Source organism: Streptomyces sp. MJM8645, from assembly GCF_001625365.1.
Lineage (GTDB): Bacteria > Actinomycetota > Actinomycetes > Streptomycetales > Streptomycetaceae > Kitasatospora.
On the sequence record NZ_LJJF01000001.1, the window covers coordinates 2,729,906 to 2,752,632 of the forward strand.

A 22,727-nucleotide genomic window follows, 5' to 3' on the forward strand; every position below is an offset into this window, starting at 1 on the left:
TTAGGATGATCGCGCCGGCGAGCGCGAGCAACTTCCCTCGGACGGACGCCGGTTGCACTCGACCGGGTGACCTGACGGCAGCCCGAGCGGCCTATTCGGCAGATGAACGGCCGGGTCGGAGAAGCCCCCCGAGGAGGGCCGTCCGACGACCCTTGACAGACAGGCCCGCCAGGGGTTCCCGTCAGAGGTGCCCGGTCGAGCCGCCGTTGTCGCGGCGGTCCAGCGCCCGCTGCAGCGCGGCGGCGGCGAAGGGGTTCCGCTCGGCGGCCCGGCGCCGGCGCGGGGCGCGGACGGGGGTGGCGGCGGGGGCGGCAGTGGCGTGGCGGTCGGCGGTGAGGGGCATACCGGGCTCCTTGGAAGCGGCGCCCCGAAGAGGGCGCGGGAGGGGAGGGGTACGCGCGGGGGCAGGGATCGCCTGCCCGTGAAGGCGCACGCGGACACGGGCCGAACGCCCTGTCTACAGGGTCGGCACGCCGTATCGCCCTTCCACGGTACGACCGGGCCCGGGCCGTGTCTGCACGAATACTTGGATTTCCTAGTATCTGAGACGGGCACCCCCCCGGGGGAACGCAGCGGGGCCCGGACCGCCGGCGAACGGCGGTCCGGGCCCCGGGGGGCGTCGGGCTCAGGCGCCCAGGTCGACCGAGCGGGCGAAGCGGGCGCCGATCTCGGCGGCGATCGCCGACAGCACGTCCTGCGGGATCTGGCTGTCCACGGTGATGGAGGCGAGCGCGCCGCCGCCGTCGCGGGCGACCTGCATGCCGGCGATGTTGATGCCGGCGTCGCCGAGGTGGCGGCCGAGCACGCCGACCACGCCGGGGCGGTCCTCGTACTTGAAGAAGGCCATGTGGTCGGTGAGCGCGACGTCCACGTCGAAGGCGTCCACGCCGACGATCTTCTGGGTCTGCTTCGGGCCGGCCAGGGTGCCGGAGATGGCGATCTCCTCGCCGTTCGCGAGCGTGCCGCGGACGGTGATCACGTTGCGGTGCTCGGCGCTCTCGCTGGAGGTGGTCAGGCGGACCTCGACGCCGCGCTCCTGGGCGAACAGCGGGGCGTTGACGTAGGACACCGTCTCCGCCACCACGTCCTCGAACACGCCCTTCAGCGCGGACAGTTCGAGCACCTTCACGTCGTGCTGGGTGATCTCGCCGCGGACCTCGACGTCGAGCCGGACGGCGACCTCGCCGGCCAGCGCGGTGAAGATCCGGCCGAGCTTCTCGGCCAGCGGCAGGCCCGGGCGCACGTCCTCGGCGATCACGCCGCCCTGGACGTTGACGGCGTCCGGCACCAGCTCGCCGGCCAGCGCCAGGCGCACCGACTTGGCGACGGCGATGCCGGCCTTCTCCTGCGCCTCGTCGGTGGAGGCGCCCAGGTGCGGGGTGGCGACCACGTTGTCGAAGCCGAACAGCGGGGAGTCGGTGCACGGCTCCTTGGTGTACACGTCCAGGCCGGCGCCGGCCACCCGGCCGTCGCGCAGGGCGTTGGCGAGCGCCTCCTCGTCCACGATGCCGCCGCGGGCGGCGTTGACGATGCGCACGGTCGGCTTGACCTTGTGCAGCGCCTCGTCGCCGATCAGGCCGATGGTCTCGGGGGTCTTGGGGAGGTGGACGGTGATGAAGTCCGAGACCTCCAGCAGCTCCTCCAGGGTGACCAGCTTGACGCCCATCTGGGCGGCGCGGGCGGCCTGGATGTAGGGGTCGTACGCGACGATCTTCATGCCGAACGCGGACATCCGCTGGGCGACCAGGACGCCGATCCGGCCGAGGCCGACGACGCCGAGGGTCTTCTCGCTCAGCTCGACGCCGGTGTACTTGTTGCGCTTCCACTCGCCCTGCTTGAGCGCGGCGTTGGCCGGCGCGATGTTGCGGGCGACGGAGATCAGCAGGCCGCAGGCGAGTTCGGCGGCGGTGACGATGTTGGAGGTCGGCGCGTTCACGACCATCACGCCGGCCTTGGTGGCGGCGGCGACGTCCACGTTGTCCAGGCCGACCCCGGCCCGGGCGACCACCTTGAGCTTGCGGGCGACGGCCAGCGCCTCCGCGTCGACCTTGGTGGCGGAGCGGATCAGGATCGCGTCGACGTCGGCGATCGCGCCGAGCAGCTCGGTGCGGTCGGCGCCGTTGCAGTGGCGGATCTCGAAGTCGGGGCCGAGGGCGTCGACGGTGGCGGGCGACAGCTCTTCGGCGATCAGGACGACGGCGGTTTTGGATGTCACAGTGCTCACGACAGTGTGTCCTTAACTCTGCGGTTCTCCCCGGCACGTGGGTGGCGTGGACGGCGGGGGGAAGGTGGCATGCCGCGTAGGTAGACGCACGACGCTGTGGGCCTGACGCGCACTCGGAGTGTATCGACGGGCTGGGTACCAGGCTGCTCCCGTCCGGCGAAATCACCCGGACGGGAGCAGCCTACTTGTACAAGGAAGTTACAAAATCGGGCAGAGCCCGAGGCCGGTTCAGGCCTTGTCGTCGACCCAGCTCATCAGCGAGCGCAGCTTCTTGCCGGTGGTCTCCAGCAGGTGGTCCTCGTCGGCCTTCTTGTACTCGTTGTACTTGGGCAGACCGGCCTTGTACTCGGCGATCCAGGTGTTGGCGAAGGTGCCGTCCTGGATCTCGGCGAGGACCTTGCGCATCTCGGCCTTGGTGGCGTCGGTGATGATCCGCGGGCCGGTGACGTAGTCGCCCCACTCGGCGGTCTCGGAGACCGACCAGCGCATCTTCTCCAGGCCGCCCTCGTACATCAGGTCGACGATGAGCTTCAGCTCGTGCAGGCACTCGAAGTAGGCGATCTCCGGCTGGTAGCCGGCCTCGACCAGGGTCTCGAAACCGGCCTTCACCAGGGCGGCGGTGCCACCGCACAGGACGGCCTGCTCACCGAACAGGTCGGTCTCGGTCTCCTCGGTGAAGGTGGTCTTGATGACGCCGGCCTTGGTGGCGCCCAGGCCCTTGGCGTAGGACAGCGCCAGGTCGAAGGCCTTGCCGGAGGCGTCCTGCTCGACGGCGACGATCGCGGGGACGCCGCGGCCCTCCTCGTACTGGCGGCGGACCAGGTGGCCCGGGCCCTTCGGGGCGACCATGCAGACGTCGACGTCCGCCGGGGGCTTGATGAAGCCGAAGCGGATGTTCAGGCCGTGGCCGAAGAACAGGGCGTCGCCGGCCTTCAGGTGCGGGGCGATGTCGGCCTCGTAGACGTCGGCCTGGATCGGGTCCGGCACCAGGATCATGATGACGTCGGCCTCGGCCGCGGCCTCGGCCGGGGTGACGACGCGCAGGCCGGCCTCCTCCGCCTTGGCACGGGACTTGGACTCCGGCTTCAGGCCGACCCGGACGTCGGCGCCGGAGTCGCGCAGGGACAGCGCGTGGGCGTGGCCCTGGCTGCCGTAGCCGATGACCGCGACCTTGCGGCCCTGGATGATGGACAGGTCGGCGTCGTCTTCGTAGAACAGCTCGGCCACGGGGGCACATCTCCTTGCGTGATGGTTGCCGGGTACGCGTTCTCTACGGTAGGCGTACCGGCGGGGGCGTGGGGCGGTGCTTCAGGGTGTGAGACGGCCTGCGTCTCGGGGGTGCTCAGGCGCTGCGGTCGAGGGCGCGCAACGAGCGGTCCGTGATCGAACGGGCGCCGCGCCCGATGGCGACCAGGCCGGACTGGACCAACTCCTTGATGCCGTAAGGCTCCAGCATCCGGAGCATGGCCTCCAGCTTGTCCGAGCTTCCGGTGGCCTCGATGGTCACCGCGTCCGGGGACACGTCGACCGTCTTGGCACGGAACAGCTGGACGATCTCGACGATCTGCGACCGGGTCTCGTTGTCGGCGCGGACCTTCACCAGGACCAGTTCCCGCTGGATCGCAGCGGACTGGTCGAGTTCGACGATCTTTATCACGTTCACGAGCTTGTTGAGCTGCTTGGTGACCTGTTCCAGCGGGAGGTCCTCGACGTTGACCACGATGGTCATCCGGGACACGTCCGGATGCTCGGTCGGGCCGACGGCGAGGGAGTCGATGTTGAAGCCCCGACGGGAGAACAGGGCGGCGATGCGGGCGAGCACGCCGGGCTTGTTCTCGACCAGGACGGAGAGGGTGTGCTTGGACATGGGGTTCCTCAGGCGCTCTGGAGTTGAAGGGGGGCGTTAGTCGAGGTCGTCGCCGAAGTCGGGGCGGACGCCCTTGGCGAACTGGATCTCGTCGTTGCTGGTGCCGGCCGCGACCATCGGCCAGACCATGGCGTCCTGGTGGACGATGAAGTCGATGACGACCGGGCGGTCGTTGATCTCCATGGCCTGCTTGATGACGGCGTCCAGGTCCTCGGGGCGCTCGCAGCGCAGGCCGACGCAGCCCATCGCCTCGGACAGCAGGACGAAGTCGGGGATCCGGGTGCCCTGGGCCGGCGGCGCGATGCCGTCGTGGTCGGGGCCGGCGTGCAGCACGGTGTTGGAGTAGCGCTGGTTGTAGAACAGCGTCTGCCACTGGCGGACCATGCCGAGCGAGCCGTTGTTGATGACCGCGACCTTGATCGGGATGTCGTTCAGGGCGCAGGTGGCCAGTTCCTGGTTGGTCATCTGGAAGCAGCCGTCGCCGTCGATCGCCCAGACCGCGGTGTCCGGCCGGCCGGCCTTGGCGCCCATCGCGGCCGGGACGGCGTAGCCCATGGTGCCCGCGCCGCCCGAGTTGAGCCAGGTGCCCGGCTTCTCGAACCGGATGAACTGCGAGCTCCACATCTGGTGCTGGCCGACGCCCGCGGCGTAGATCGCCTCCGGGCCGACCAGCCGGCCGATCCGCTCGATGACCTGCTGCGGGGAGAGCCGGCCGCCCGGGGCGGGCTCGTAGCCCAGCGGGTAGGTCTTCTTCCACTCGTCGAGCTTCTCCCACCACTGCGAGTAGTCGCCCTTGTGGCCGGCGTCGAACTCGGCCTGGACGGCGACGATCAGATCGGCCAGCACCTCGCGGGCGTCGCCGACGATCGGCACGTCGGCGGGGCGGTTCTTGCCGATCTCGGCCGGGTCGATGTCCGCGTGGACGACCTTGGCGTGCGGGGCGAAGCCGTCCAGCTTGCCGGTGACGCGGTCGTCGAAGCGGGCGCCGAGGGTGAACAGCAGGTCGGCCTTCTGCAGCGCGGTGACGGCCGGGACGGAGCCGTGCATGCCGGGCATGCCCAGGTGCTGCGGGTGGCTGTCGGGGAAGGCGCCGAGCGCCATCAGGGTGGTGACCACGGGGGCGCCGGTCAGCTCGGCGAGGATCCGCAGCTCGGCGGTGGCCTGCGCCTTGATCACGCCGCCGCCGACGTACAGCACCGGGCGCTTGGCGCCCACCAGCATCTTCGCGGCCTCGCGGATCTGCTTGGCGTGCGGCTTGGTGACCGGGCGGTAGCCGGGCAGCAAGAGCTCGACCGGCCAGCGGAAGGTGGTGGTGGCCTGGAGCGCGTCCTTGGCGATGTCGACCAGGACGGGGCCGGGGCGGCCGGTGGCGGCGATGTGGAACGCCTCGGCGATCACCCGGGGGATCTCGGCGGGGTCGGTGACCAGGTAGTTGTGCTTGGTGATCGGCATGGTGATGCCGCAGATGTCCGCCTCCTGGAAGGCGTCGGTGCCGATCGCCTTGGAGGAGACCTGGCCGGTGATCGCGACGATCGGCACGGAGTCCATGTAGGCGTCGGCGATCGGGGTCACCAGGTTGGTCGCGCCCGGGCCGGAGGTGGCCATGCAGACCCCGACCCGGCCGGTGGCCTGGGCGTATCCGGTGGCGGCGTGGCCGGCGCCCTGCTCGTGGCGGACCAGGATGTGGCGCACCTTGGCCGAGTCCATCAGCGGGTCGTACGCGGGAAGGATGGCCCCGCCCGGGATGCCGAAGACGGTGTCGGCGCCCACGGCCTCCAGCGAGCGGATGAGCGACTGGGCGCCGGTCATGGTTTCGACGACGTGCTGGGGAGCGGGAGCGTGGGCGGCCGTGGTGTCCCCGCGGCGGGGGGATGCGGCGTGCTCAGTCATCTGCCTGTCTCTTCTCGGAATGTGCCGGCCCGGTGGTTTCGGGCCCCGGTGGTGCGAGGGTGGGGTCCCGGTTTCGGGCCGATCGCCGGCTCTGCCTCAATCGTCCCGCTTCCTCCCCGCGAATCGGGGCGGATCGGACGGTCGGGGCCAGGGGTCTTGCGGTGGTGGAACAGCGTCAGTGCAACAAAAAACCCCTCGTGCCAAGGGCATGCGAGGGGTGGCGCGTCGGTCTGTCACAAGCGGGGGGTGTGAACCCGCTCAGCCGACGCGCCCGCCAAGTACGAGAATTCGGGTGCGCATGGCAACGACCCTCCTCCTGTCCGGGGGCACGTGTCAAGCAGGTGGGATGACCGTCTCGCCATGCGGACCTGGCCCTGGACCGGTCACCGCGCGGCGTTCGGGCAGGTCGGGGGCACCGTGGTGATGCACGACACGCCCCCCGCCGCCCTCCCCGCGGCCACCCGTCCGGGCCTCCGCGGCCAGGTACGCGCGCCGGGCCGAGACCGAGCCGAGCGGTCTGGGCAGCGGGTAGCCGCGGCGCACCAGCGCCCGGCGCAGCCGGGTCTCGTCCAGCGGCGGCGCGAAGGCCGAACCCTGGCCCTGCCGGCAGCCCAGCTCCTGGAGCGCGGCGACCTGGCGGGGCAGGTCCACCCCCTCGGCGCCGGTGACCAGGCCGAGGTCGTGGCCGAGCCGCAGGGCGTGCCCGGCGAGCGTGCGGCTGAGCGCGGACTCCCCGAGGTCCTGCACCAGCGTGCGGTCCAGCTTGAGGCCGTCCAGGGGCAGCCGGGCCAGCTCGCCGAGCGAGCCGCTGCCGGCGCCGTAGCCGGCCAGCACGGTGGTGACCCCGAGCCGGCGCAACGCGGCCAGCCGGCGGCCGAGTTCGTCGGCGAGCGAGTCCGGGCCCATCCGGGCCACCTCGATCACCAGCTCGCCGGCCGGCAGCCGGCTGTCGCGCAGCGCCGCGGCCACCGTCTCGTACAGGCCGGGCGAGCACAGCCGCTCGGTGGAGAGCCGGACGGCGACCGGGACGGGCGCGGGGCCGCTGCGGCTGCGGCCGGACTGGCCGCGCCGGTTGGCCGCGGCCGTCACCGCCTCCTGGACCAGCCAGCGGGAGAACCGGGTGGCCGCGTCGCCGTGGTCGGCCGAGCGCAGGAACTCGGCCGGGGTGAGCAGCAGGCCGCCCGCCGAACGCCAGCGGGCCTGCGCCTCGACGCCGGTCACCGCGCCGCTGCCGAGGTCCACCACGGGCTGGTGGAGCAGGGTGAAGCCGCCCTCCCGGACGGCGGCCCGCAGCCGCTCCTCCAGTTCGGTGCGGCGCTCCAGATCGGCCCGCATCGCGGGGTTGTAGAGCACCACCCGGCCCTTGCCCTCGGACTTGGCCCGGTACATCGCGAGGTCGGCGTTGCGCATCAGCTCGTCGGTGGCCGCCCTCGGGTCGGCGGCCGGGCCGCGTTCGGGGGTGCCGAAGGCGATGCCGATGCTGGCGGCGACACCGAGTTCGGCGCCGCCGATCCAGTACGGCTCGGAGAGCGCGATCCGCAGCCGCTCGGCGAGCTCCTGGACCTGGAGCCGGCCGAGCGGGCCGCAGACCAGCGCGGCGAACTCGTCGCCGCCGAACCGGGCGACGGTGTCCCCGCAGCGGACGGCCCCCTGGAGCCGGCGGGCCGCCTGCACCAGCAGTTCGTCGCCCACCTGGTGGCCGGCCGTGTCGTTGACCGCCTTGAAGCCGTCCAGGTCGAGGAAGAGCACCGCGACCCCGACGCCGCCCTCGCCCTGCTGGCCGCGGGCGCCGAGGGCGGCCCGCAGCCGCTGGGCGAACAGCGCCCGGTTGGGCAGGTCGGTGAGCGGGTCGTGGAAGGCGTTGTGCTGCAACTGGGCCTGGAGTATCACGCGTTCGGTCACGTCCCGGCTGTTGAGGATCAGGCCGTCACGGTGCCGGCTGACCGTCGACTCGACGTGCAGCCACTCGCCGCCGCCGGAACTGATCCGGCACTCCACCCGGGCGGACGGCTCGGCGGTGCCCGGGGAGCGGTGGGCGGTGAGCCGGACCCTCGCCAGGTAGCGGCGGACCTCGGCGAGCACCCGGTCCACGTCCTCCGGGTGGACCAGGTCCAGCAGGTTGCCGCCGACCAGTTCCTCCGGGTCCCGCCCGTAGACGCCGAGCGCGGCCGGGGAGACGTAGGAGAGCACGCCGTTGGCGCCGGCGATCATGATGACGTCGCTGGAGCCCTGCACCAGGGAGCGGAAGTGCGCCTCCTTGTGGGCGAGTTCCTGGGCGAGCGAGAGGTTGTCGAGCAGCATCACGCCCTGGCGCAGGATGAGCGCCAGGCCGACGGTGCAGGCCGCCGCGGCCACCACCCGGTCCAATTCCCGCCCGCCGAGGGCGTTGTAGAGGATCCCGGCGGTGCACACCGCGGCGGCCGCGTACGGGGTGAGCGCGCTGAAGGTGGTGGCCACCCGGCGGCGCGGCAGGCCTCCGGCCGAAGGGTGCTCGCGCAGCGGGCGGCGCCAGCGCGGCGACCACGGCGCCCAGGCCAGCAGCAGGCTGCCGGAGAACCAGCCGGCGTCCAGCAGTTCGCCCGAGCGGTAGCTGCTGCGCAGCTCCGGGGAGGTGAACAGGGCGTCGCACAGGACGGTGACGGCCAGCGCCACCATCGCGGTGTGCACGGCCGCCCGGTTGCCGTCCCGGCCGCCGAAGCGCAGCCCGACGACCAGGCTGACCAGCAGGATGTCCAGCACCGGGTAGGCCAGGTTGAGGGCCAACCGCAGTGGCGAGCCGACCTCGCCGGCGGCGATCCGGCCGAGCGCCAGGCTCCAGCTGAGGGTGAACAGCGAGCCGGCGATCAGCCAGCCGTCGAGCAGCAGGCAGAGCCAGCCGGCGGCCGAGCGCGGGCGCTGGGCGAGCACCAGGACACCGGTGATGGCGAGCGGGGAGAACAGCAGGAAGGCGTACTCGGCGAGCGAGTCCTGCGGCAGCGGGCTGCGGGCGACCAGTTCGTACCAGCCCCAGGTGCCGTTGCCGCAGGCCACCATGAGCGAGGAGAGGCCGAACAGCAGCCAGGCCGGGCGGGCGCGCCCGCCGGCTGTGCAGCCGTACACCAGGCAGGACAGCGCGGCCGCGAGCGCCGCCGCGGCCAGGCCGAAGTCGCCCATGAAGATGGAGAGTTGGAAGGATCCCCAGCCAGTGGCGGCGCCCAGGGCGTAGGCCAGGCAGAGCGCGCCGAGGACGAGGCCGGGCAGCGTCCGGCTCTCCCGGAGCCGGCTCAGCGGGCCGCGCCGGCCGGGGGCGGGCGGGCCGGCTGCGGCTGCGCCGGGCGCGGACGTGTCGGGCTCGGACGCGTCGGCGGGTGGCACGCCCGGCCGTCCGGCCCCGGGCAGCACCGTATCGGTGGAGCTCACTCGGCCTCTCCCCCTCCGGCCCGGGGCCTGGCGCCCCGGCCACGGGCCACCGGCCGCGCGCCTCTCGGTCGTACGCGGTGGCCTGGCGCCCCGTCAGGACGGAGGCCCAGGGGGTGGGCGGCCTTCCGGTCACCACACCGCACCGATGTTCCCGATCGGGACCCTACACCAAATCCGTCACTCAATGACACATGCACTCAACTTAGAGTAATGGCGAGGGGGTGGGGAAATGCACCCGATTCCGGCGGATCGGCCCGGTTGGCGGCGGCGCGCGACCAGGGGCTCACGCGGCGCGCACGGGAGCACGCGACGGCGCCCGGCCCCGGGCCGCCCGGACCGGAGACGGTCAGGAGGCCCGGCGCCGGGCGCTCGGGTCAGCGGGAGGCCCGGGGGGACAGGGCCTACGCCGGATCGTCCGGGAACAGCCGCAGCCGGTGCGCCAGCGCTGCCGCCTCACCCCGGCCGGTGACCGCGAGCTTGCCCAGGATGTTGGAAACGTGCACGCTCGCGGTCTTCGGAGAGATGTACAGCTCCTCCGCGATCTGCCGGTTGCTCCAGCCCCGCGCCAGCAACCGGAGCACGTCCCGCTCACGGGGGGTGAGGCCGAAGGACTCCCCGGCGGGCGGGGTCGCGGCCGGCCCGGCGGCCGGGCGCGCGGCCGCCACCGGGGTCAGCGTCAGCCCGGCCCGGTCGGCCAGGCCCGCGACCTCCGCCAGCAGCGGACGGTCGCCCCGGACGGTGGCCAGTTCCCGCGCCTCGCGCAGCAGTTCGGCCCCGGCCTCGCGCCGCCCGGCCAGCACCTCGGCCTCGCCGGCCCGCAGCAGGGCGACCGCCAGCGGGTACGGCAGCCCCGTCGGCCGCAGCGCGGCGACCACGGCGGCCCACTGCTCCGGGGTGTCGGCGGCCTCGGCGCGGGCCAGTTCGCCCTCCAGCAGCCGGGCCCAGCCGTGGTGCATCGGCGCCCGCGGCCGCAGCCGGGCCGCCCGCGCGGCGATCGCGGCCAGTGCCTCGGCCCGGCCCGCCGCGGCCTCCGGCAGGCCCCGGCTGTCCGCCTCCACCGTGGCGGCCTCGACCAGCAGCGGGTACACGTCGGACTCGTGGCCGAGCCGCCCCTCCTCCGCCAGCGCGGTGAGCAGTTCCTCCCGGGCCTCCAGCGGCCGACCGGCGAGCGCGGCGATCCGCACCGCCAGCCGGCTGATCGGCACGCTGTGCTGGAGCTGGCCGACCCGGTTGGCCGACCGGGCCTGCGCCAGCATGGTCGCCGCGCCGGCCAGGTCCCCGCGCAGCAGCGCGAGGTCGCCGCGCATCCGGTCCAGGAACTCGGCGTGGGTGCCGGTCAGGCTGGTCAGCTCGCAGGCGTCGAGCACCTCGGCGGCCTCCCGGATCCGCCCCAGGTCGGTCAGCGCCTCGGCCAGGTTGCCGGTCAGGATGGTGCCGATGTTGCGCAGCAGGCCGTTGCCGTCCGCGTAGACCAGGCCCTCACGGGCCAGCACCACCGCCTCCTCGGCCCGGCCCACCCCGCGCTGCATGCTGGCCAGGTTGTTGACGCCGCGCAGCAGCAGGTCGGGCACGCCCAGCCGGCGGGCCGCCTCGACCGCCCCGGCCAGTTCGGCCAGCCCGCCGTCGGCATCGCCGTGCACGTCGTAGCGCAGGCCGCCGAGCGTCATCCGGGCGTGCACCTCGACGGAGTGCGCGCCGACCTCCTGGGCGATCCGGATCGCCCGCTCGGCCAGCTCGATGTGCTCGGGGCCGGGCTTCTTGAGCATCGCCACCCCGGCGCCGAGCGCGAACACCTCGGCCTGGACGGCGGACGGCGGCAGGTGGTCGACCAGCCGGTGCGCGTGCAGGATCTCCTCGTCGTCGCCGGAGCGGCGCAGATTGCCCAGCATCCGGGCCCGGTTGATCCGGAACCAGGCCGCGCGCACCGGGTGCACGGCCTCGTCGACCAGCCGCAGCCCCCGCCTGGCGAGGCTCAGGCCGCGCTCGCGGTCGCCGCAGCGCCGGGCCGCGACCACCGCCTCGGCCAGCACGTCGACCAGTTGGATCCGGTCGCAGTCCCCGTCGGCGGTGCTGTGGTCGCAGGAGCCCGGCGGGTAGGTCTCGGCCCAGTCGTACGGGCGCAGGGTGTGCGCCAGCACCTCCTCGGAGACCATGTCCCACAGTTCCAGGGCCCGTTCCAGCATGCCCAGTTGCTCGGCGAAGGCGTTGCGGCGGCGGGCCGCCCGGGCGGCGTCCAGGGCGGTCGGCAGGGCGCGGGCCGGGTCGTGCGCGTGGTACCAGTAGTTGGCCAGCCGGGCGGGTAGGGCGTCGCAGGAGACCAGCTGCGGCTGCGCCTCCACGGCGAGCGCGAACTTGCGGTTGATCCGGTGCCGTTCACCGGGCAGCAGGTCGTCCGAGACCGCTTCGCGGACCAGCGCGTGCCGGAAGCGGTAGCCCTCGCCCTCGCCGTCCGGGCGCAGGATGTTGGCGCCGACGGCCGCCCGCAGCGCCTCGATCAGCGCCTCCTCGTCGTCGTCCAGGACGGCCGCCAGCAGGGCGTGCTCGACGTGCGAGCCGCCCTCGGCGGCGATCCGCACCACCCGCTGGGCCTCCTCGACCAGGCTCTCCACCCGGACCAGCAGGATGTCGCGCAGCGAGTCGGTGAGCCCTGCGCCGCAGCCGTCCTCGAAGGCGGTGGCCAGCTCCTCGACGAAGAACGGGTTCCCCTCGGAGCGGCGGTGGATGCGGTCCACCAGCTTCCGGTCGGGGTCGGCGGTGCCGAGGATGCCGGCCAGCTGGGCGGCGACCTCGCCGCGGCCGAACCGTTCCAGCTCCAGCCGCTGGACGGTGCGCAGCCGTTCGAGCTCGGCCAGGAAGGGGCGCAGCGGGTGGCGGCGGTGCAGGTCGTCGGAGCGGTAGGTGGCGACCAGCAGCACCCGGGACCGGTGCAGGGTGCGGACCAGGAAGGCGAGCAGTTCGCGGGTGGAGCGGTCGGACCAGTGCAGGTCCTCGACGGCGAACACGAGGGTACGCTCCGCGCCGAGCCGCTCGAACAGCCTCGCGGTGTGCTCGAACAGCCGGGCCCGGCCGTACTCGTCGTTGGGTTCACCGTCGGCCTCGCCGAACTCGGGCAGCAGCCGGGCCAGGTGCCCCTCGCTGCCGACCGCAGCGGCCTCCAGCTCGGCGCCCAGCGAGCGGTGCAGCCGGCGCAGCGCGGCGGCCAGCGGGGCGTACGGCAGGCCCTCGGCGCCGATCTCCAGGCAGCCGCCGAGCGTGGTGACCGCTCCCCCGGCGGCGGCCCGCTCCAGGAACTCCTCCAGCAGCCGGGTCTTGCCGACGCCCGCCTCGCCGCCGATCAGCACGGCCTGCGGGCTGCCGGAGCCGGCCCGGCGCAGTGCGTCGGTCAGTTCGGTGATCTCGCTGCCGCGGCCGACGAAGACGGGACTCACCGATATCTGCTGCATGGAGGCGAGCATGCCATAGCCGGAGGTGGCGGGCCGAGGGGTTATCTCCCCTGGCGAACGCCCGGAGGGGGAGGCGCTCCCCTGCTGCGCCTCCCCCTCCGAAACTCCCTCGGCACCGTCGTGGTGCCGGTCCGTCAGCATTCGCGCTGGCGCGCGGGGCGCCGCTGGAAGCGGGCGGCCACCGGACGCTGCCGCAGGCGGCGCCCCTCCTTGGCCTCCCGGACCAGGCGCTCGTGCTCGGCGCGGACGGCCAGCTCGTGGGCGTGCTGCTGGATGAGCTCGTACTCGATCACTTCGGTTCCCCCTGTGGGTTTCACTGCGTTTCGCTGTCGAGTAAGACTTTCCTCTCCCAGCGGGGGGTGCCGCATCGGAAGCCCTACCGATCTTCCGGACCCCAGGTGCCTTAGATCGGGGCCCCGGGAACGACAAAGGCCCGGTCTTACCTCGATTTAGAGGTGAGACCGGGCCTTAGGCCTTACTTAGAGGGCCTTAGATGCCTTAGGCGCCTTAGGAAGCTCAGGCGGAGACGCCCAGCTTCCCCGGGCTGCGCCTACTGCCCCTCGACGGCGAGCCGCTCCAGGATCAGGTCCTTGACGCGGGCCGCGTCGGCCTGGCCGCGGGTGGCCTTCATGACCGCACCGACCAGCGCGCCGACCGCCGCGACCTTGCCGTCGCGGATCTTGGCGGCGATCGCCTCGTTCTCGGCGATGGCCTGGTCGACGGCCGCACCGAGCGCGGAGTCGTCCGAGACGACGGCCAGGCCGCGCTTCTCGACGACCTCGTCCGGCTCGCCCTCGCCGGCCAGCACGGCCTCGATGACCTGGCGGGCCAGCTTGTCGTTCAGCTTGCCCTCGGCGACCAGCGCGGTGACCCGGGCGACCTGCGCCGGGGTGATCGGCTGCTCGCTCAGCTCGGTGCCGGTCTCGTTGGCCCGGCGGGCCAGCTCGCCCATCCACCACTTGCGGGCCTGGTCGGCCGGGGCGCCGGCGGCGATGGTCTCCTGGATCGGCTCGACGGCGCCGGCGTTCAGCACCGACTGCATGTCCTTGTCGGACAGGCCCCACTCGGCCTGCAGCCGGGCCCGGCGCACCCGCGGCAGCTCGGGCAGGCCTGCGCGCAGCTCCTCGACCCAGGCGCGGGCGGGGGCGATCGGCACCAGGTCCGGCTCGGGGAAGTAGCGGTAGTCCTCGGCGTTGTCCTTGATCCGGCCCGAGGTGGTGCTGCCGTCCTCCTCGTGGAAGTGCCGGGTCTCCTGGATGATCGTGCCGCCGTCGGTCAGCACGGTGGCGTGCCGCTGGATCTCGAACCGGGCGGCCCGCTCCACGCTGCGCAGCGAGTTGACGTTCTTGGTCTCCGAACGGGTACCGAAGGTCTCGGTGCCGTTGGGGCGCAGCGACAGGTTGACGTCGCAGCGCATCTGGCCCTTGTCCATCCGCGCCTCGGAGACGCCCAGCGCCTTGATCAGCTCGCGCAGCTCGGCGACGTACGCCTTGGCGACCTCGGGGGCGCGCTCGCCGGCGCCGACGATCGGCTTGGTGACGATCTCGATCAGCGGGATGCCGGCCCGGTTGTAGTCGAGCAGCGAGTGGGTGGCGCCGTGGATGCGGCCGGTCGCGCCACCGACGTGGCTGGACTTGCCGGTGTCCTCCTCCATGTGGGCGCGCTCGATCTCCACGCGGAAGGTCGAGCCGTCCTCCAGCTGCACGTCGAGGTAGCCGTTGAAGGCGATCGGCTCGTCGTACTGCGAGGTCTGGAAGTTCTTGGGCATGTCCGGGTAGAAGTAGTTCTTCCGCGCGAACCGGCACCACTCGGCGATCTCGCAGTTCAGCGCCAGGCCGATCTTGACGGCCGACTCCACGCCGATCGCGTTGACCACCGGCAGCGAGCCGGGCAGGCCCAGGCAGGTCGGGCAGGTCTGGCTGTTCGGCTCGGCACCCAGCTCGGTCGAGCAACCGCAGAACATCTTGGTCTTGGTGCCCAGCTCGACGTGGACCTCAAGGCCCATCACCGGGTCGTACGACGCGAGAGCGTCCTCGTAGGAGACCAGGTTCATGACGCTCACAGCGTCCCCTTCACTAAAAGACTTGGGAGGTACGGGCCCGGCCGCCGCTCGCGCGGGGCCGGGCCGGGGCGCTCAGCTCAGCCCAGCAGGACGTCGTCGGAGCCGAGCTGGCGCAGCTCGCGCACCAGCAGGGCGGTACCGGTGATCAGCGCGGCGGCGCCGACCAGGGCGTTGACCAGCTTGAGGGTGTCGCTCTCCTCGCGGGCCTTGCGGACGTCCTTGACGACCGATAGCGCGCCGAAGGCGCTGGTGCCGATGGACAGCCAGAGGCCCGGCTTGCTGTGCTTGAAGCCCTTCAGGGACGACGGTGCCTTGAGGGACGACGGGGCCTTGGCCTTCTCGATCTTGCTCACAGTGCCGGTGCCTCCTCCAGCAGGGTGTGCCCCCACTTGTCGTTGAGTGCGGCCTCGACGGCGCCGCCCACCCGGTACAGGCGGTCGTCCGCCATCGCGGGTGCGATGATCTGCAGGCCGACCGGGAGATTGTCCTCCGGGGCCAGACCGCAGGGCAGCGACATGGCCGCGTTGCCCGCGAGGTTCGACGGAATCGTGCAGAGGTCGGCCAGGTACATCGCCATCGGGTCGTCGGCGCGCTCGCCGATCGGGAAGGCGGTGGTCGGCGTGGTCGGCGAGACCAGCACGTCCACGCCCGCGAAGGCGGCGTCGAAGTCGCGCGAGATGAGCGTGCGGACCTTCTGGGCCGAGCCGTAGTAGGCGTCGTAGTAGCCCGAGGAGAGGGCGTAGGTGCCGAGGATGATGCGGCGCTTGACCTCGGGGCCGAAGCCGGCCTCGCGGGTCAGGGCGGTGACGTCCTCGGCCGAGCGGGAGCCGTCGTCGCCGACCCGCAGGCCGTAGCGCATCGCGTCGAAACGGGCCAGGTTGGACGAGGCCTCGCTGGGCGCGATCAGGTAGTACGCCGGCAGCGCCAGGGTGAAGGACGGGCAGGAGACCTCGACGACCTCGGCGCCCAGCTCGCGCAGCAGCTCCACCGACTCGTTGAAGCGCTCCATCACGCCGGCCTGGTAGCCCTCGCCGGCGAACTCCTTGACCACGCCGATCCGCATGCCGCGCACGTCGCGCAGCTTGGCGGCCTCGACCACGGCCGGGACGGGCGCGTCGATCGAGGTGGAGTCCAGCGGGTCGTACCCGGCGATGGCCTCGTGCAGCAGCGCCGCGTCCAGCACGGTGCGGGCGCACGGGCCGCCCTGGTCCAGCGAGGACGAGAAGGCGACCAGGCCGTAGCGGGAGACCGAGCCGTAGGTCGGCTTGACGCCGACGGTGCCGGTGACGGCACCGGGCTGGCGGATCGAGCCGCCGGTGTCGGTGCCGATCGCCAGCGGGGCCTCGAAGGCGGCCAGCGCGGCGGCCGAGCCGCCGCCGGAGCCGCCGGGGATGCGGGAGAGGTCCCACGGGTTGCCGGTCGTGCCGTAGGCGGAGTTCTCGGTGGAGGAGCCCATCGCGAACTCGTCCATGTTGGTCTTGCCGAGGATGACCACGCCGGCGTCCTTGAGACGGGTGGTCAGCGTGGCGTCGTACGGCGGGATCCAGCCTTCGAGGATCTTGGAGCCGCAGGTGGTCGGCACGCCCTTGGTGGTGAAGACGTCCTTCAGCGCGAGCGGGACGCCGGCCAGCGGGCCCAGCTCCTCGCCCTTGGCGCGCTTCTCGTCGACGGCCTTGGCGGCGTTCAGCGCGCCCTCGGTGTCGACGTGCAGGAAGGCGTTGACCTTCTTGTCGACGGCGCCGATGCGGTCCAGGTGCGCCTGCGCCACCTCGACGGCGGACACCTCGCCCTTGGCGATGGCGGAAGCCGTCTCAGCGGCGGTGTACTTGATCAACTCGGTCATCTCGGTCAGTCCTCCCCGAGGATCTGGGGCACGCGGAAACGCTGCTCCTCGGCGGCGGGGGCGCCGGACAGCGCCTGCTCCGGGGTGAGCGACGGCCGCACCTCGTCCGCGCGCATCACGTTGGTCAGCGGGAGCGGGTGGGAGGTCGGCGGGACGTCCTGTCCGGCGACCTCGGAAACGCGGGCGACCGCGCCGATGATCACGTCGAGCTGCTCGGCGAAGTGGTCCAGCTCTTCGGGCTTCAGCTCAAGACGCGACAGCCGGGCGAGGTGGGCGACCTCCTCGCGCGTGATGCCAGGCATGCAGCGATCCTCAGGGTGAGTTCTGGTGAGGCCCGGCGCCGCGCGCAGGCGGTGCCGGGCCCGGGCAGGAGCAACCGGTCCGGTGCTCCGTCCTCGTGGTCTTTGGACCCCATCCTATGGGGCCCGGCCCGGCCACCGGCCAACGAGTAAGCGTGTGCGCCCGTCACTGCGGCCTGGTGCGGGCCCAACTCTGCGTGCCCGGCGCCTTGATCTCGATCTGCGCGGCCGACACGGGCTGGGGCGCGGGCGCGGCCTGGACCGTCTGAACGGCCTGCACGGCCTGCGGGAGCGTCGGGGGCAGCACGGGGGGCAGCACCGGCGGGAGGGTCGACGGCAGCACCGGCGCGATGGCCTGCTGGACCACCGGCTGGGCGGCCGGCGGCAGCACCGGCTGGACCGGCAGGCCCTGGCCCCCCTGCACCGCGTGGAGCGCCGACGGCAGCCGGCCCGGCGGGGGGACCAGCCGCTCCACCGGCGGGGCGCCGGTGCGGTGCACCCGCAGCCAGGCGGTGGCCTGCTCGGCCGGCAGCGCGGCCGACACCAGCCAGCCCTGGACGGCGTCCACGCCCATGCAGTGCAGCCGCTCCCAGGTCTCGTCGTCCTCGACGCCCTCGGCGACCACGGTCAGGCCCAGCGAGTGGGCGAGCTCCACCGAGCAGCGCACCACCGCCGCGTCGTGGTCGTCGATGACCATCCGGGAGACGAAGGAGCGGTCGATCTTCAGCTCGCCGACCGGCAGGCTGCGCAGCCGCACCAGCGAGGAGTGGCCGGTCCCGAAGTCGTCCAGGGACATCCCGACGCCGTAACCGCGCAGTTCGGCGAGGGTGTCGGCGGCCCGGCGGGAGTCGTCCAGCAGCAGCCGTTCGGTGATCTCCAGCTGGAGCGCGTGGGCCGGCACCTGGTGGCGGACGAGGTGGCCGGCGACGCGCTGGGCGAAGCCGGGGTTGAGCACGTCGCGCGGGGAGACGTTGACCGCGACCTGCACCTGGAGGCCCTGGTCCCGCCAGTAGGCGAGCTGCCCGACGGCGGCCTCCAGCACGTAGTCGGTGAGCCGGGGCATCAGGCCGCTGGACTCGGCGAGCCCGACGAACTCGTCCGGCGAGACCCGGCCCTGGCCGGGGCGCTCCCAGCGCAGCAGCGCCTCCAGGCCGACCACCCGGCCGTCGAAGGCCACCTTGGGCTGGTAGTGCAGCTGCACCTCGCCGGTCTCCAGGGCCCGCCGCAGGTCGCCGAGCAGCCCTATCCGGTACGGCGTGTCGGCGTCCTGGGTCTCGTCGTACTGCGCGACGCCGCTGCAACCGCGCTGGGCGTGGCCCATCGCCACGTCGGCGCGGCGCAGCAGCGCCTCGGCGTCCTGGGCGTGCTGCGGGTAGACGCAGACGCCGGCGCTGGCCTCCAGCACGAGCAGCAGCCCGTCCAGCCGGATCGGCGCGGCGAGTTCGGCGATCAGCGCCTTGGCGACCCGCTCCAGGCTGTCCGGGCAGTTGATGCCGGGCAGCAGCACGGCGAACTCGTCGCCGCCCATCCGGGCCACCATCGGGCGGCCGCGCCGGTAGTTCCGGGGCAGGCCGGCGAAGACGTCGTCGATGGACTCCCGGGTGGCGCTGCCGGCCGGGCCTCCGGAGCGCAGCGCGCGGTGCAGCCGGCGGGCGATGTGCACCAGCAGCCGGTCGCCGGCGGTGTGACCGAGGGTGTCGTTGAGCGATCGGAAGCGATCGAGATCGAGCAGGATGAGACCGACGCTGTAGCCTTCCGCACGCTCCGCGATCGCCTCCTGGGCGGCCATCAACAGGGCCTGACGGTTGGGCAGATCCGTCAGCGGGTCGGTCAGCTGGTCACGGGCGCGGTCGCGGGCGATCCGCCAGGCGGCGACCAGCACCGCCAGCGGCACCGCGAACAGCGGCAGCAGTTCGGGCTCGTACCGGTAGACCAGGACGGCCAGCGGGATGAGCGGCGCGGCACCGGCCAGCAGCACGCCGAGCAGCAGGACCGCACCTGCTACCCCCTGCGGCGGGCGTGTGGGCGCACCGCCGGTCGTACGATCCATAAGCCCTGTCCTCCGTCGGGCCCGCCCCGTCAGGCCGCCTTACGGTGAGGCACCGTGCCGGTACCGACAGCTGCCGGGCATGGAGCGACCCCGCGGAGCACCGGCTCAGCCGGTGCCCCCACCCCTGCTGACACTCTGTTGCGCTCCAGGGTATGCCGGGGTCCACCCGGTGGGCAGACTTTCGGACAACCGGAAACGCGCCACCGCGCCCGGGTGTCGCACAGTGACACAATGCCCGCTTTCACGGTGCGACACCCGGTGACGTTGCATCAGGACGATAACAAGACGGGTTCGGTCACGCTCCGCTCGGGTCGGCCTCCGGGGCGGCCTCGGCGGGGGCCTTCCCGACCTCGGGCAGGCCGAGGTGGGCGCGGGCCGCGGCCGCTCCGTCGGCGAGCAGCACGGCGAAGCCGGCGTCGTCCAGGACCGGCAGTCCGAGCTGAACGGCCTTGTCGTACTTGGACCCGGGGTTGTCACCGGCCACGACAAAATCTGTCTTCTTCGATACCGAACCGGTCACCTTCGCGCCGCGCGAGGTCAGTGCCTCCTTGGCCCCGTCCCGGGTGTGCCCGGCCAGGGTGCCGGTGACCACGACGGTCAGGCCCTCCAGCGGGCGCTCCGCCTCCTCCTCGTCGGCGGGCTCCTCGGTGAAGCGGACGCCGGCCGCGCGCCACTTCTCCAGGATCCCCCGGTGCCACTCCTCCTGGTACCACTCGACGACGGAACGGGCGATGATCGGCCCGACCCCCTCGACGGCGGCCAGCTCCTCCTCGGTGGCCGAGAAGATCCGGTCGAGGTCCCGGAACTCCCGCGCCAGCTCCTGCGCCGCGACCGGCCCGACGTGCCGGATCGAGAGGCCGTTGAGGAACCGCCACAGCGGACGTTCCTTCACCCTCTCCAGATTCTCCAGCAGCACGCCCGCCGTCTTCTTGGGCTCGCCCTTCTGGTTCGCGAAGAAGGTGGCCTTCTTCTCCTTGCCGGTGCGGTCGTCCAGCTTGGGCATGCCCGTCTTCTGGTCGCGGACCAGCACCTCGATCGGCAGCAACTGCTCCATCGTCAGGCCGAAGATGTCGCCCTCGTCCCGCACCGGCGCCTCGGCCGGCTCCAGCGGCTGGGTCAGCGCGGTCGCCGCGACATAGCCCAGGCCCTCGATGTCCAGCGAGGAACGGCCGCCCAGGAAGGCGATCCGCTCGCGGATCTGCGCCGGGCAGAACTGCGCGTTGGGGCAGCGCAGATCGATGTCCCCCTCGGACATCGGGCGCAGCTCGGCCCCGCACTCGTGGCAGTGCGAGGGCATCACGAACTCCTGCTCGGTGCCGTCCCGCAGGCTCTCCACCGGGCCGAGGATCTCCGGGATGACGTCGCCGGCCTTGCGCAGCACGATGGTGTCGCCGAGCAGCACGCCCTTGGCCTTGACGACCTGCTGGTTGTGCAGCGTCGCGTACTGCACCATCGAGCCGGCCACCTTCACCGGCTCGGCCAGCACCGCGTACGGGGTGGCCCGGCCGGTGCGGCCGATGCCGACCTTGATCGCGGCCAGCCTGCCGGTGACCTCCTCCGGCGGGTACTTCCAGGCGATCGCCCAGCGCGGCGACTTGGAGGTGGAACCGAGCCGCCCTTGCAGGGCGATCTCGTCCACCTTGACCACGACGCCGTCGATCTCGTGCTCGACCGAGTGCCGCTGCTCGCCGAAGTGCCCGATGAACGCCCGCACCTCGTCGAGCGTCCCGACCACCTTGTTGTGCCGGGCCGTCGGCAGGCCCCACGCGCGCAGCAGGTCGTAGGCGTGCGACTGGCAGTCGATGTCGAAGCCGACCCGGGCGCCGATGCCGTGCACCACCATGTGCAGCGGACGGGACGCGGTGACCAGCGGGTCCTTCTGGCGCAGCGAACCGGCGGCGGCGTTGCGCGGGTTGGCGAACAGGTGGAGCAGCGCCTGCGGACGCCTGCCCTCCTTGGCGCGCTCCTCGTTCTCCGCCCGGCGGCGCTCGTTCTCCGCCGCCAGCGAGGCGTTCAGTTCCTCGAAGGCCTCGGTGGGCAGGTAGACCTCGCCGCGGATCTCGACCAGCTCGGGCAGGTCGTCGCCGGTGAGCTGCTGCGGGATCTCCTTGATGGTGCGGACGTTGGCGGTGATGTCCTCGCCGACCCGGCCGGTGCCCCGGGTCGCGGCCAGGACCAACTGGCCGCGCTCGTAGGTGAGGTTGACGGCCAGGCCGTCCACCTTGAGCTCGCACAGGTAGTGGTAGTCGATGCCGTCCAGCTCGCGGGCGACCCGGTCCGCCCAGGCCGCCAGCTCCTCGTCGTCCATGGCGTTGTCGAGGCTGAGCAGCCGCTCGCGGTGCTCGACCTTGGTGAAGCCCTCCGCGACGTCGCCGCCGACCTCCTGCGTCGGCGAGTCCGGCGTCACCAGGGCCGGGTGCGCGGCCTCGACCGCCTCCAGCTCGCGCATCAGGACGTCGAACTCGGCGTCGCTGACGACCGGGGCGTCCTGCACGTAGTACCGGGCGCGGTGCTCGGTGATCTCCACGACCAGCTCGGCGTGCCGCCTGCGCACCTCCGCAGGGACGTCCTCCCAGCCCTCGACAGCCACCACCGCAAGCCCTCCTACGTTCTCATTCCGGGTTGTCCACCAGGCTCTGCGCCGCCCGCGCCGCAAGCGACAGCGCCTTGCGCGCGTACGCCGGGGACGCCCCGGCCAGCCCGCAGGTCGGCGTCACCAGCACGCGGCGGCCCAGCAGCTCCGGGGCGAACCCGAGCCTGCGCCACAAGGTCCTGACACCCTGGACACTACCGGCCGGGTCGGACACCTCCTGGTCAGTGGAGGGCACGACACCAGCGAGGATCGCCGTGCCCGCCTCGACCGCCTCGCCGAGGTCGTCGTCCTCCCGCTCGGTGAGGAGGGAGAAGTCGAGGGAGACCCCGGCCACCCCGGCCCGGCGCAGCAGCGGGAGCGGGACCTGCGGGGCGCAGCAGTGCACCACGACCGGCACGTCCAGGCCGCGGATCGTCTCGCGCAGCACCTCCTCGGCGACCTGCCGGTCCACCGAGCGCAACCGCTGGAAGCCGCTGGCGGTCTTCACCGAACCGGCCAGCACCGCGGGCAGCGAGGGCTCGTCGAGCTGGAGGACCAGCTGCGCGCCGGGCACCCGCCGGCGGACGTCCGCCAGGTGGCGGCGCAGGCCTTCGGTGAGCGAGCCGGCGATGTCCCGGCAGGCGCCGTGGTCGGAGAGCGCCTTCTCGCCGTGCCTGAGCTCGATGCTCGCCGCCAGCGTCCACGGGCCCACGGCCTGGAGTTTGAGCGCGCCCTGGTAGCCCTGGGTGAACTCCTCCAGCGCGTCCAGGTCCTCGCCCAGCCAGGAGTGCGCGCGCCGGGTGTCCCGGCCGGGGCGGTCGGCGAACCGCCAGCCGGACGGTTCGGTCTGTGCGAACAGCTCGACCAGCAGGCCGGCGCCGCGGCCGATCATGTCGGCGCCCGGCCCGCGGGCGGGGAGTTCGGGCAGGAACGGCAGCTGCTCCAGCGCGCCGGTGGAGGTCTTGGCGGCCTCCCGCGCGTCGGTGCCGGGCAGCGAACCGACGCCGGTGGCGGCGCCGCGCAGGTCGGGGAAGGTGTCTCCGGTGCTCACCCGCCCGAGCCTAGTGCGCCGCCGCCC

Annotated in this window: 15 protein-coding genes; all 15 read right to left on the bottom strand. The window is 72.9% G+C overall.

Going from position 1 to position 22,727, the window contains the following annotated elements; all coding sequences use genetic code 11:
* Positions 1-181: 181 nt before the first annotated feature.
* The 15 genes from A6F73_RS42185 to A6F73_RS11675 all read right to left on the bottom strand — a co-directional run bounded on the left by A6F73_RS42185 (position 182) and on the right by A6F73_RS11675 (position 22,700).
* Positions 182-343: a hypothetical protein gene (locus A6F73_RS42185; RefSeq protein ID WP_167745858.1), complete on the bottom strand. Its 162-nt coding sequence runs from the start codon at positions 341-343 to the stop codon at positions 182-184.
* Between the two features lie 282 nt (positions 344-625).
* Positions 626-2,215 (bottom strand): phosphoglycerate dehydrogenase, encoded by a 1,590-nt coding sequence (serA, locus tag A6F73_RS11615; protein ID WP_063347726.1) that lies wholly within the window; start codon positions 2,213-2,215, stop codon positions 626-628.
* Positions 2,216-2,452: 237 nt separating this feature from the next.
* Positions 2,453-3,451 (bottom strand): ketol-acid reductoisomerase, encoded by a 999-nt coding sequence (gene ilvC, locus A6F73_RS11620; protein ID WP_063347727.1) that lies wholly within the window; start codon positions 3,449-3,451, stop codon positions 2,453-2,455.
* A gap of 115 nt (positions 3,452-3,566) precedes the next feature.
* Complete coding sequence (ilvN, locus tag A6F73_RS11625) at positions 3,567-4,091, bottom strand: acetolactate synthase small subunit (RefSeq protein ID WP_030302941.1); 525 nt, start codon at positions 4,089-4,091, stop codon at positions 3,567-3,569.
* 36 nt (positions 4,092-4,127) lie between these two features.
* A complete protein-coding gene (locus A6F73_RS11630; RefSeq protein ID WP_063347728.1) occupies positions 4,128-5,981 on the bottom strand; it encodes an acetolactate synthase large subunit in 1,854 nt (617 codons plus the stop codon).
* A gap of 333 nt (positions 5,982-6,314) precedes the next feature.
* Positions 6,315-9,248, bottom strand: coding sequence for an EAL domain-containing protein (locus A6F73_RS11635; RefSeq protein WP_063351123.1), 2,934 nt, complete (start codon positions 9,246-9,248; stop codon positions 6,315-6,317).
* 533 nt (positions 9,249-9,781) lie between these two features.
* Positions 9,782-12,823: a helix-turn-helix transcriptional regulator gene (locus A6F73_RS11640; protein ID WP_244293360.1), complete on the bottom strand. Its 3,042-nt coding sequence runs from the start codon at positions 12,821-12,823 to the stop codon at positions 9,782-9,784.
* A gap of 134 nt (positions 12,824-12,957) precedes the next feature.
* The gene (locus A6F73_RS41400) at positions 12,958-13,116 is read right to left on the bottom strand and encodes a hypothetical protein (protein ID WP_159398431.1); all 159 of its coding nucleotides are present in this window, start codon (positions 13,114-13,116) and stop codon (positions 12,958-12,960) included.
* Between the two features lie 257 nt (positions 13,117-13,373).
* Entirely contained in the window at positions 13,374-14,885 is a 1,512-nt protein-coding gene (gatB, locus tag A6F73_RS11645) for an Asp-tRNA(Asn)/Glu-tRNA(Gln) amidotransferase subunit GatB (protein WP_063347730.1), read from the bottom strand.
* A 77-nt stretch (positions 14,886-14,962) separates the two neighbouring features.
* Positions 14,963-15,238, bottom strand: coding sequence for a hypothetical protein (locus tag A6F73_RS11650; RefSeq protein ID WP_244293361.1), 276 nt, complete (start codon positions 15,236-15,238; stop codon positions 14,963-14,965).
* On the bottom strand, positions 15,235-16,728 hold the full coding sequence (gene gatA, locus A6F73_RS11655; protein ID WP_063347731.1) for an Asp-tRNA(Asn)/Glu-tRNA(Gln) amidotransferase subunit GatA: 1,494 nt from the start codon (positions 16,726-16,728) through the stop codon (positions 15,235-15,237). The genes A6F73_RS11650 and gatA overlap by 4 nt, the downstream gene beginning before the upstream one ends.
* Before the next feature lie 5 nt (positions 16,729-16,733).
* Positions 16,734-17,030, bottom strand: a complete 297-nt coding sequence (gene gatC, locus A6F73_RS11660; RefSeq protein ID WP_030057414.1) for an Asp-tRNA(Asn)/Glu-tRNA(Gln) amidotransferase subunit GatC — start codon at positions 17,028-17,030, stop codon at positions 16,734-16,736.
* Positions 17,031-17,193: 163 nt separating this feature from the next.
* Positions 17,194-19,077 (bottom strand): bifunctional diguanylate cyclase/phosphodiesterase, encoded by a 1,884-nt coding sequence (locus A6F73_RS11665; protein WP_079135612.1) that lies wholly within the window; start codon positions 19,075-19,077, stop codon positions 17,194-17,196.
* 295 nt (positions 19,078-19,372) lie between these two features.
* Positions 19,373-21,667, bottom strand: coding sequence for an NAD-dependent DNA ligase LigA (ligA, locus tag A6F73_RS11670; protein WP_063351125.1), 2,295 nt, complete (start codon positions 21,665-21,667; stop codon positions 19,373-19,375).
* 22 nt (positions 21,668-21,689) lie between these two features.
* Positions 21,690-22,700, bottom strand: a complete 1,011-nt coding sequence (locus A6F73_RS11675; protein WP_244293362.1) for a methionine synthase — start codon at positions 22,698-22,700, stop codon at positions 21,690-21,692.
* Between the last annotated feature and the right edge of the window lie 27 nt (positions 22,701-22,727).

Bases quoted from the DNA above. Each gene is read 5' to 3' on its own strand.
- A6F73_RS42185 (WP_167745858.1), bottom strand. From the start codon at position 343: ATGCCCCTCACCGCCGACCGCCACGCCACTGCCGCCCCCGCCGCCACC.
- ilvN (WP_030302941.1), bottom strand. From the start codon at position 4,091: ATGTCCAAGCACACCCTCTCCGTCCTGGTCGAGAACAAGCCCGGCGTG.
- A6F73_RS11630 (WP_063347728.1), bottom strand. From the start codon at position 5,981: ATGACTGAGCACGCCGCATCCCCCCGCCGCGGGGACACCACGGCCGCC.
- A6F73_RS11640 (WP_244293360.1), bottom strand. From the start codon at position 12,823: ATGCAGCAGATATCGGTGAGTCCCGTCTTCGTCGGCCGCGGCAGCGAG.
- gatA (WP_063347731.1), bottom strand. From the start codon at position 16,728: ATGACCGAGTTGATCAAGTACACCGCCGCTGAGACGGCTTCCGCCATC.
- gatC (WP_030057414.1), bottom strand. From the start codon at position 17,030: ATGCCTGGCATCACGCGCGAGGAGGTCGCCCACCTCGCCCGGCTGTCG.
- A6F73_RS11665 (WP_079135612.1), bottom strand. From the start codon at position 19,077: ATGGATCGTACGACCGGCGGTGCGCCCACACGCCCGCCGCAGGGGGTA.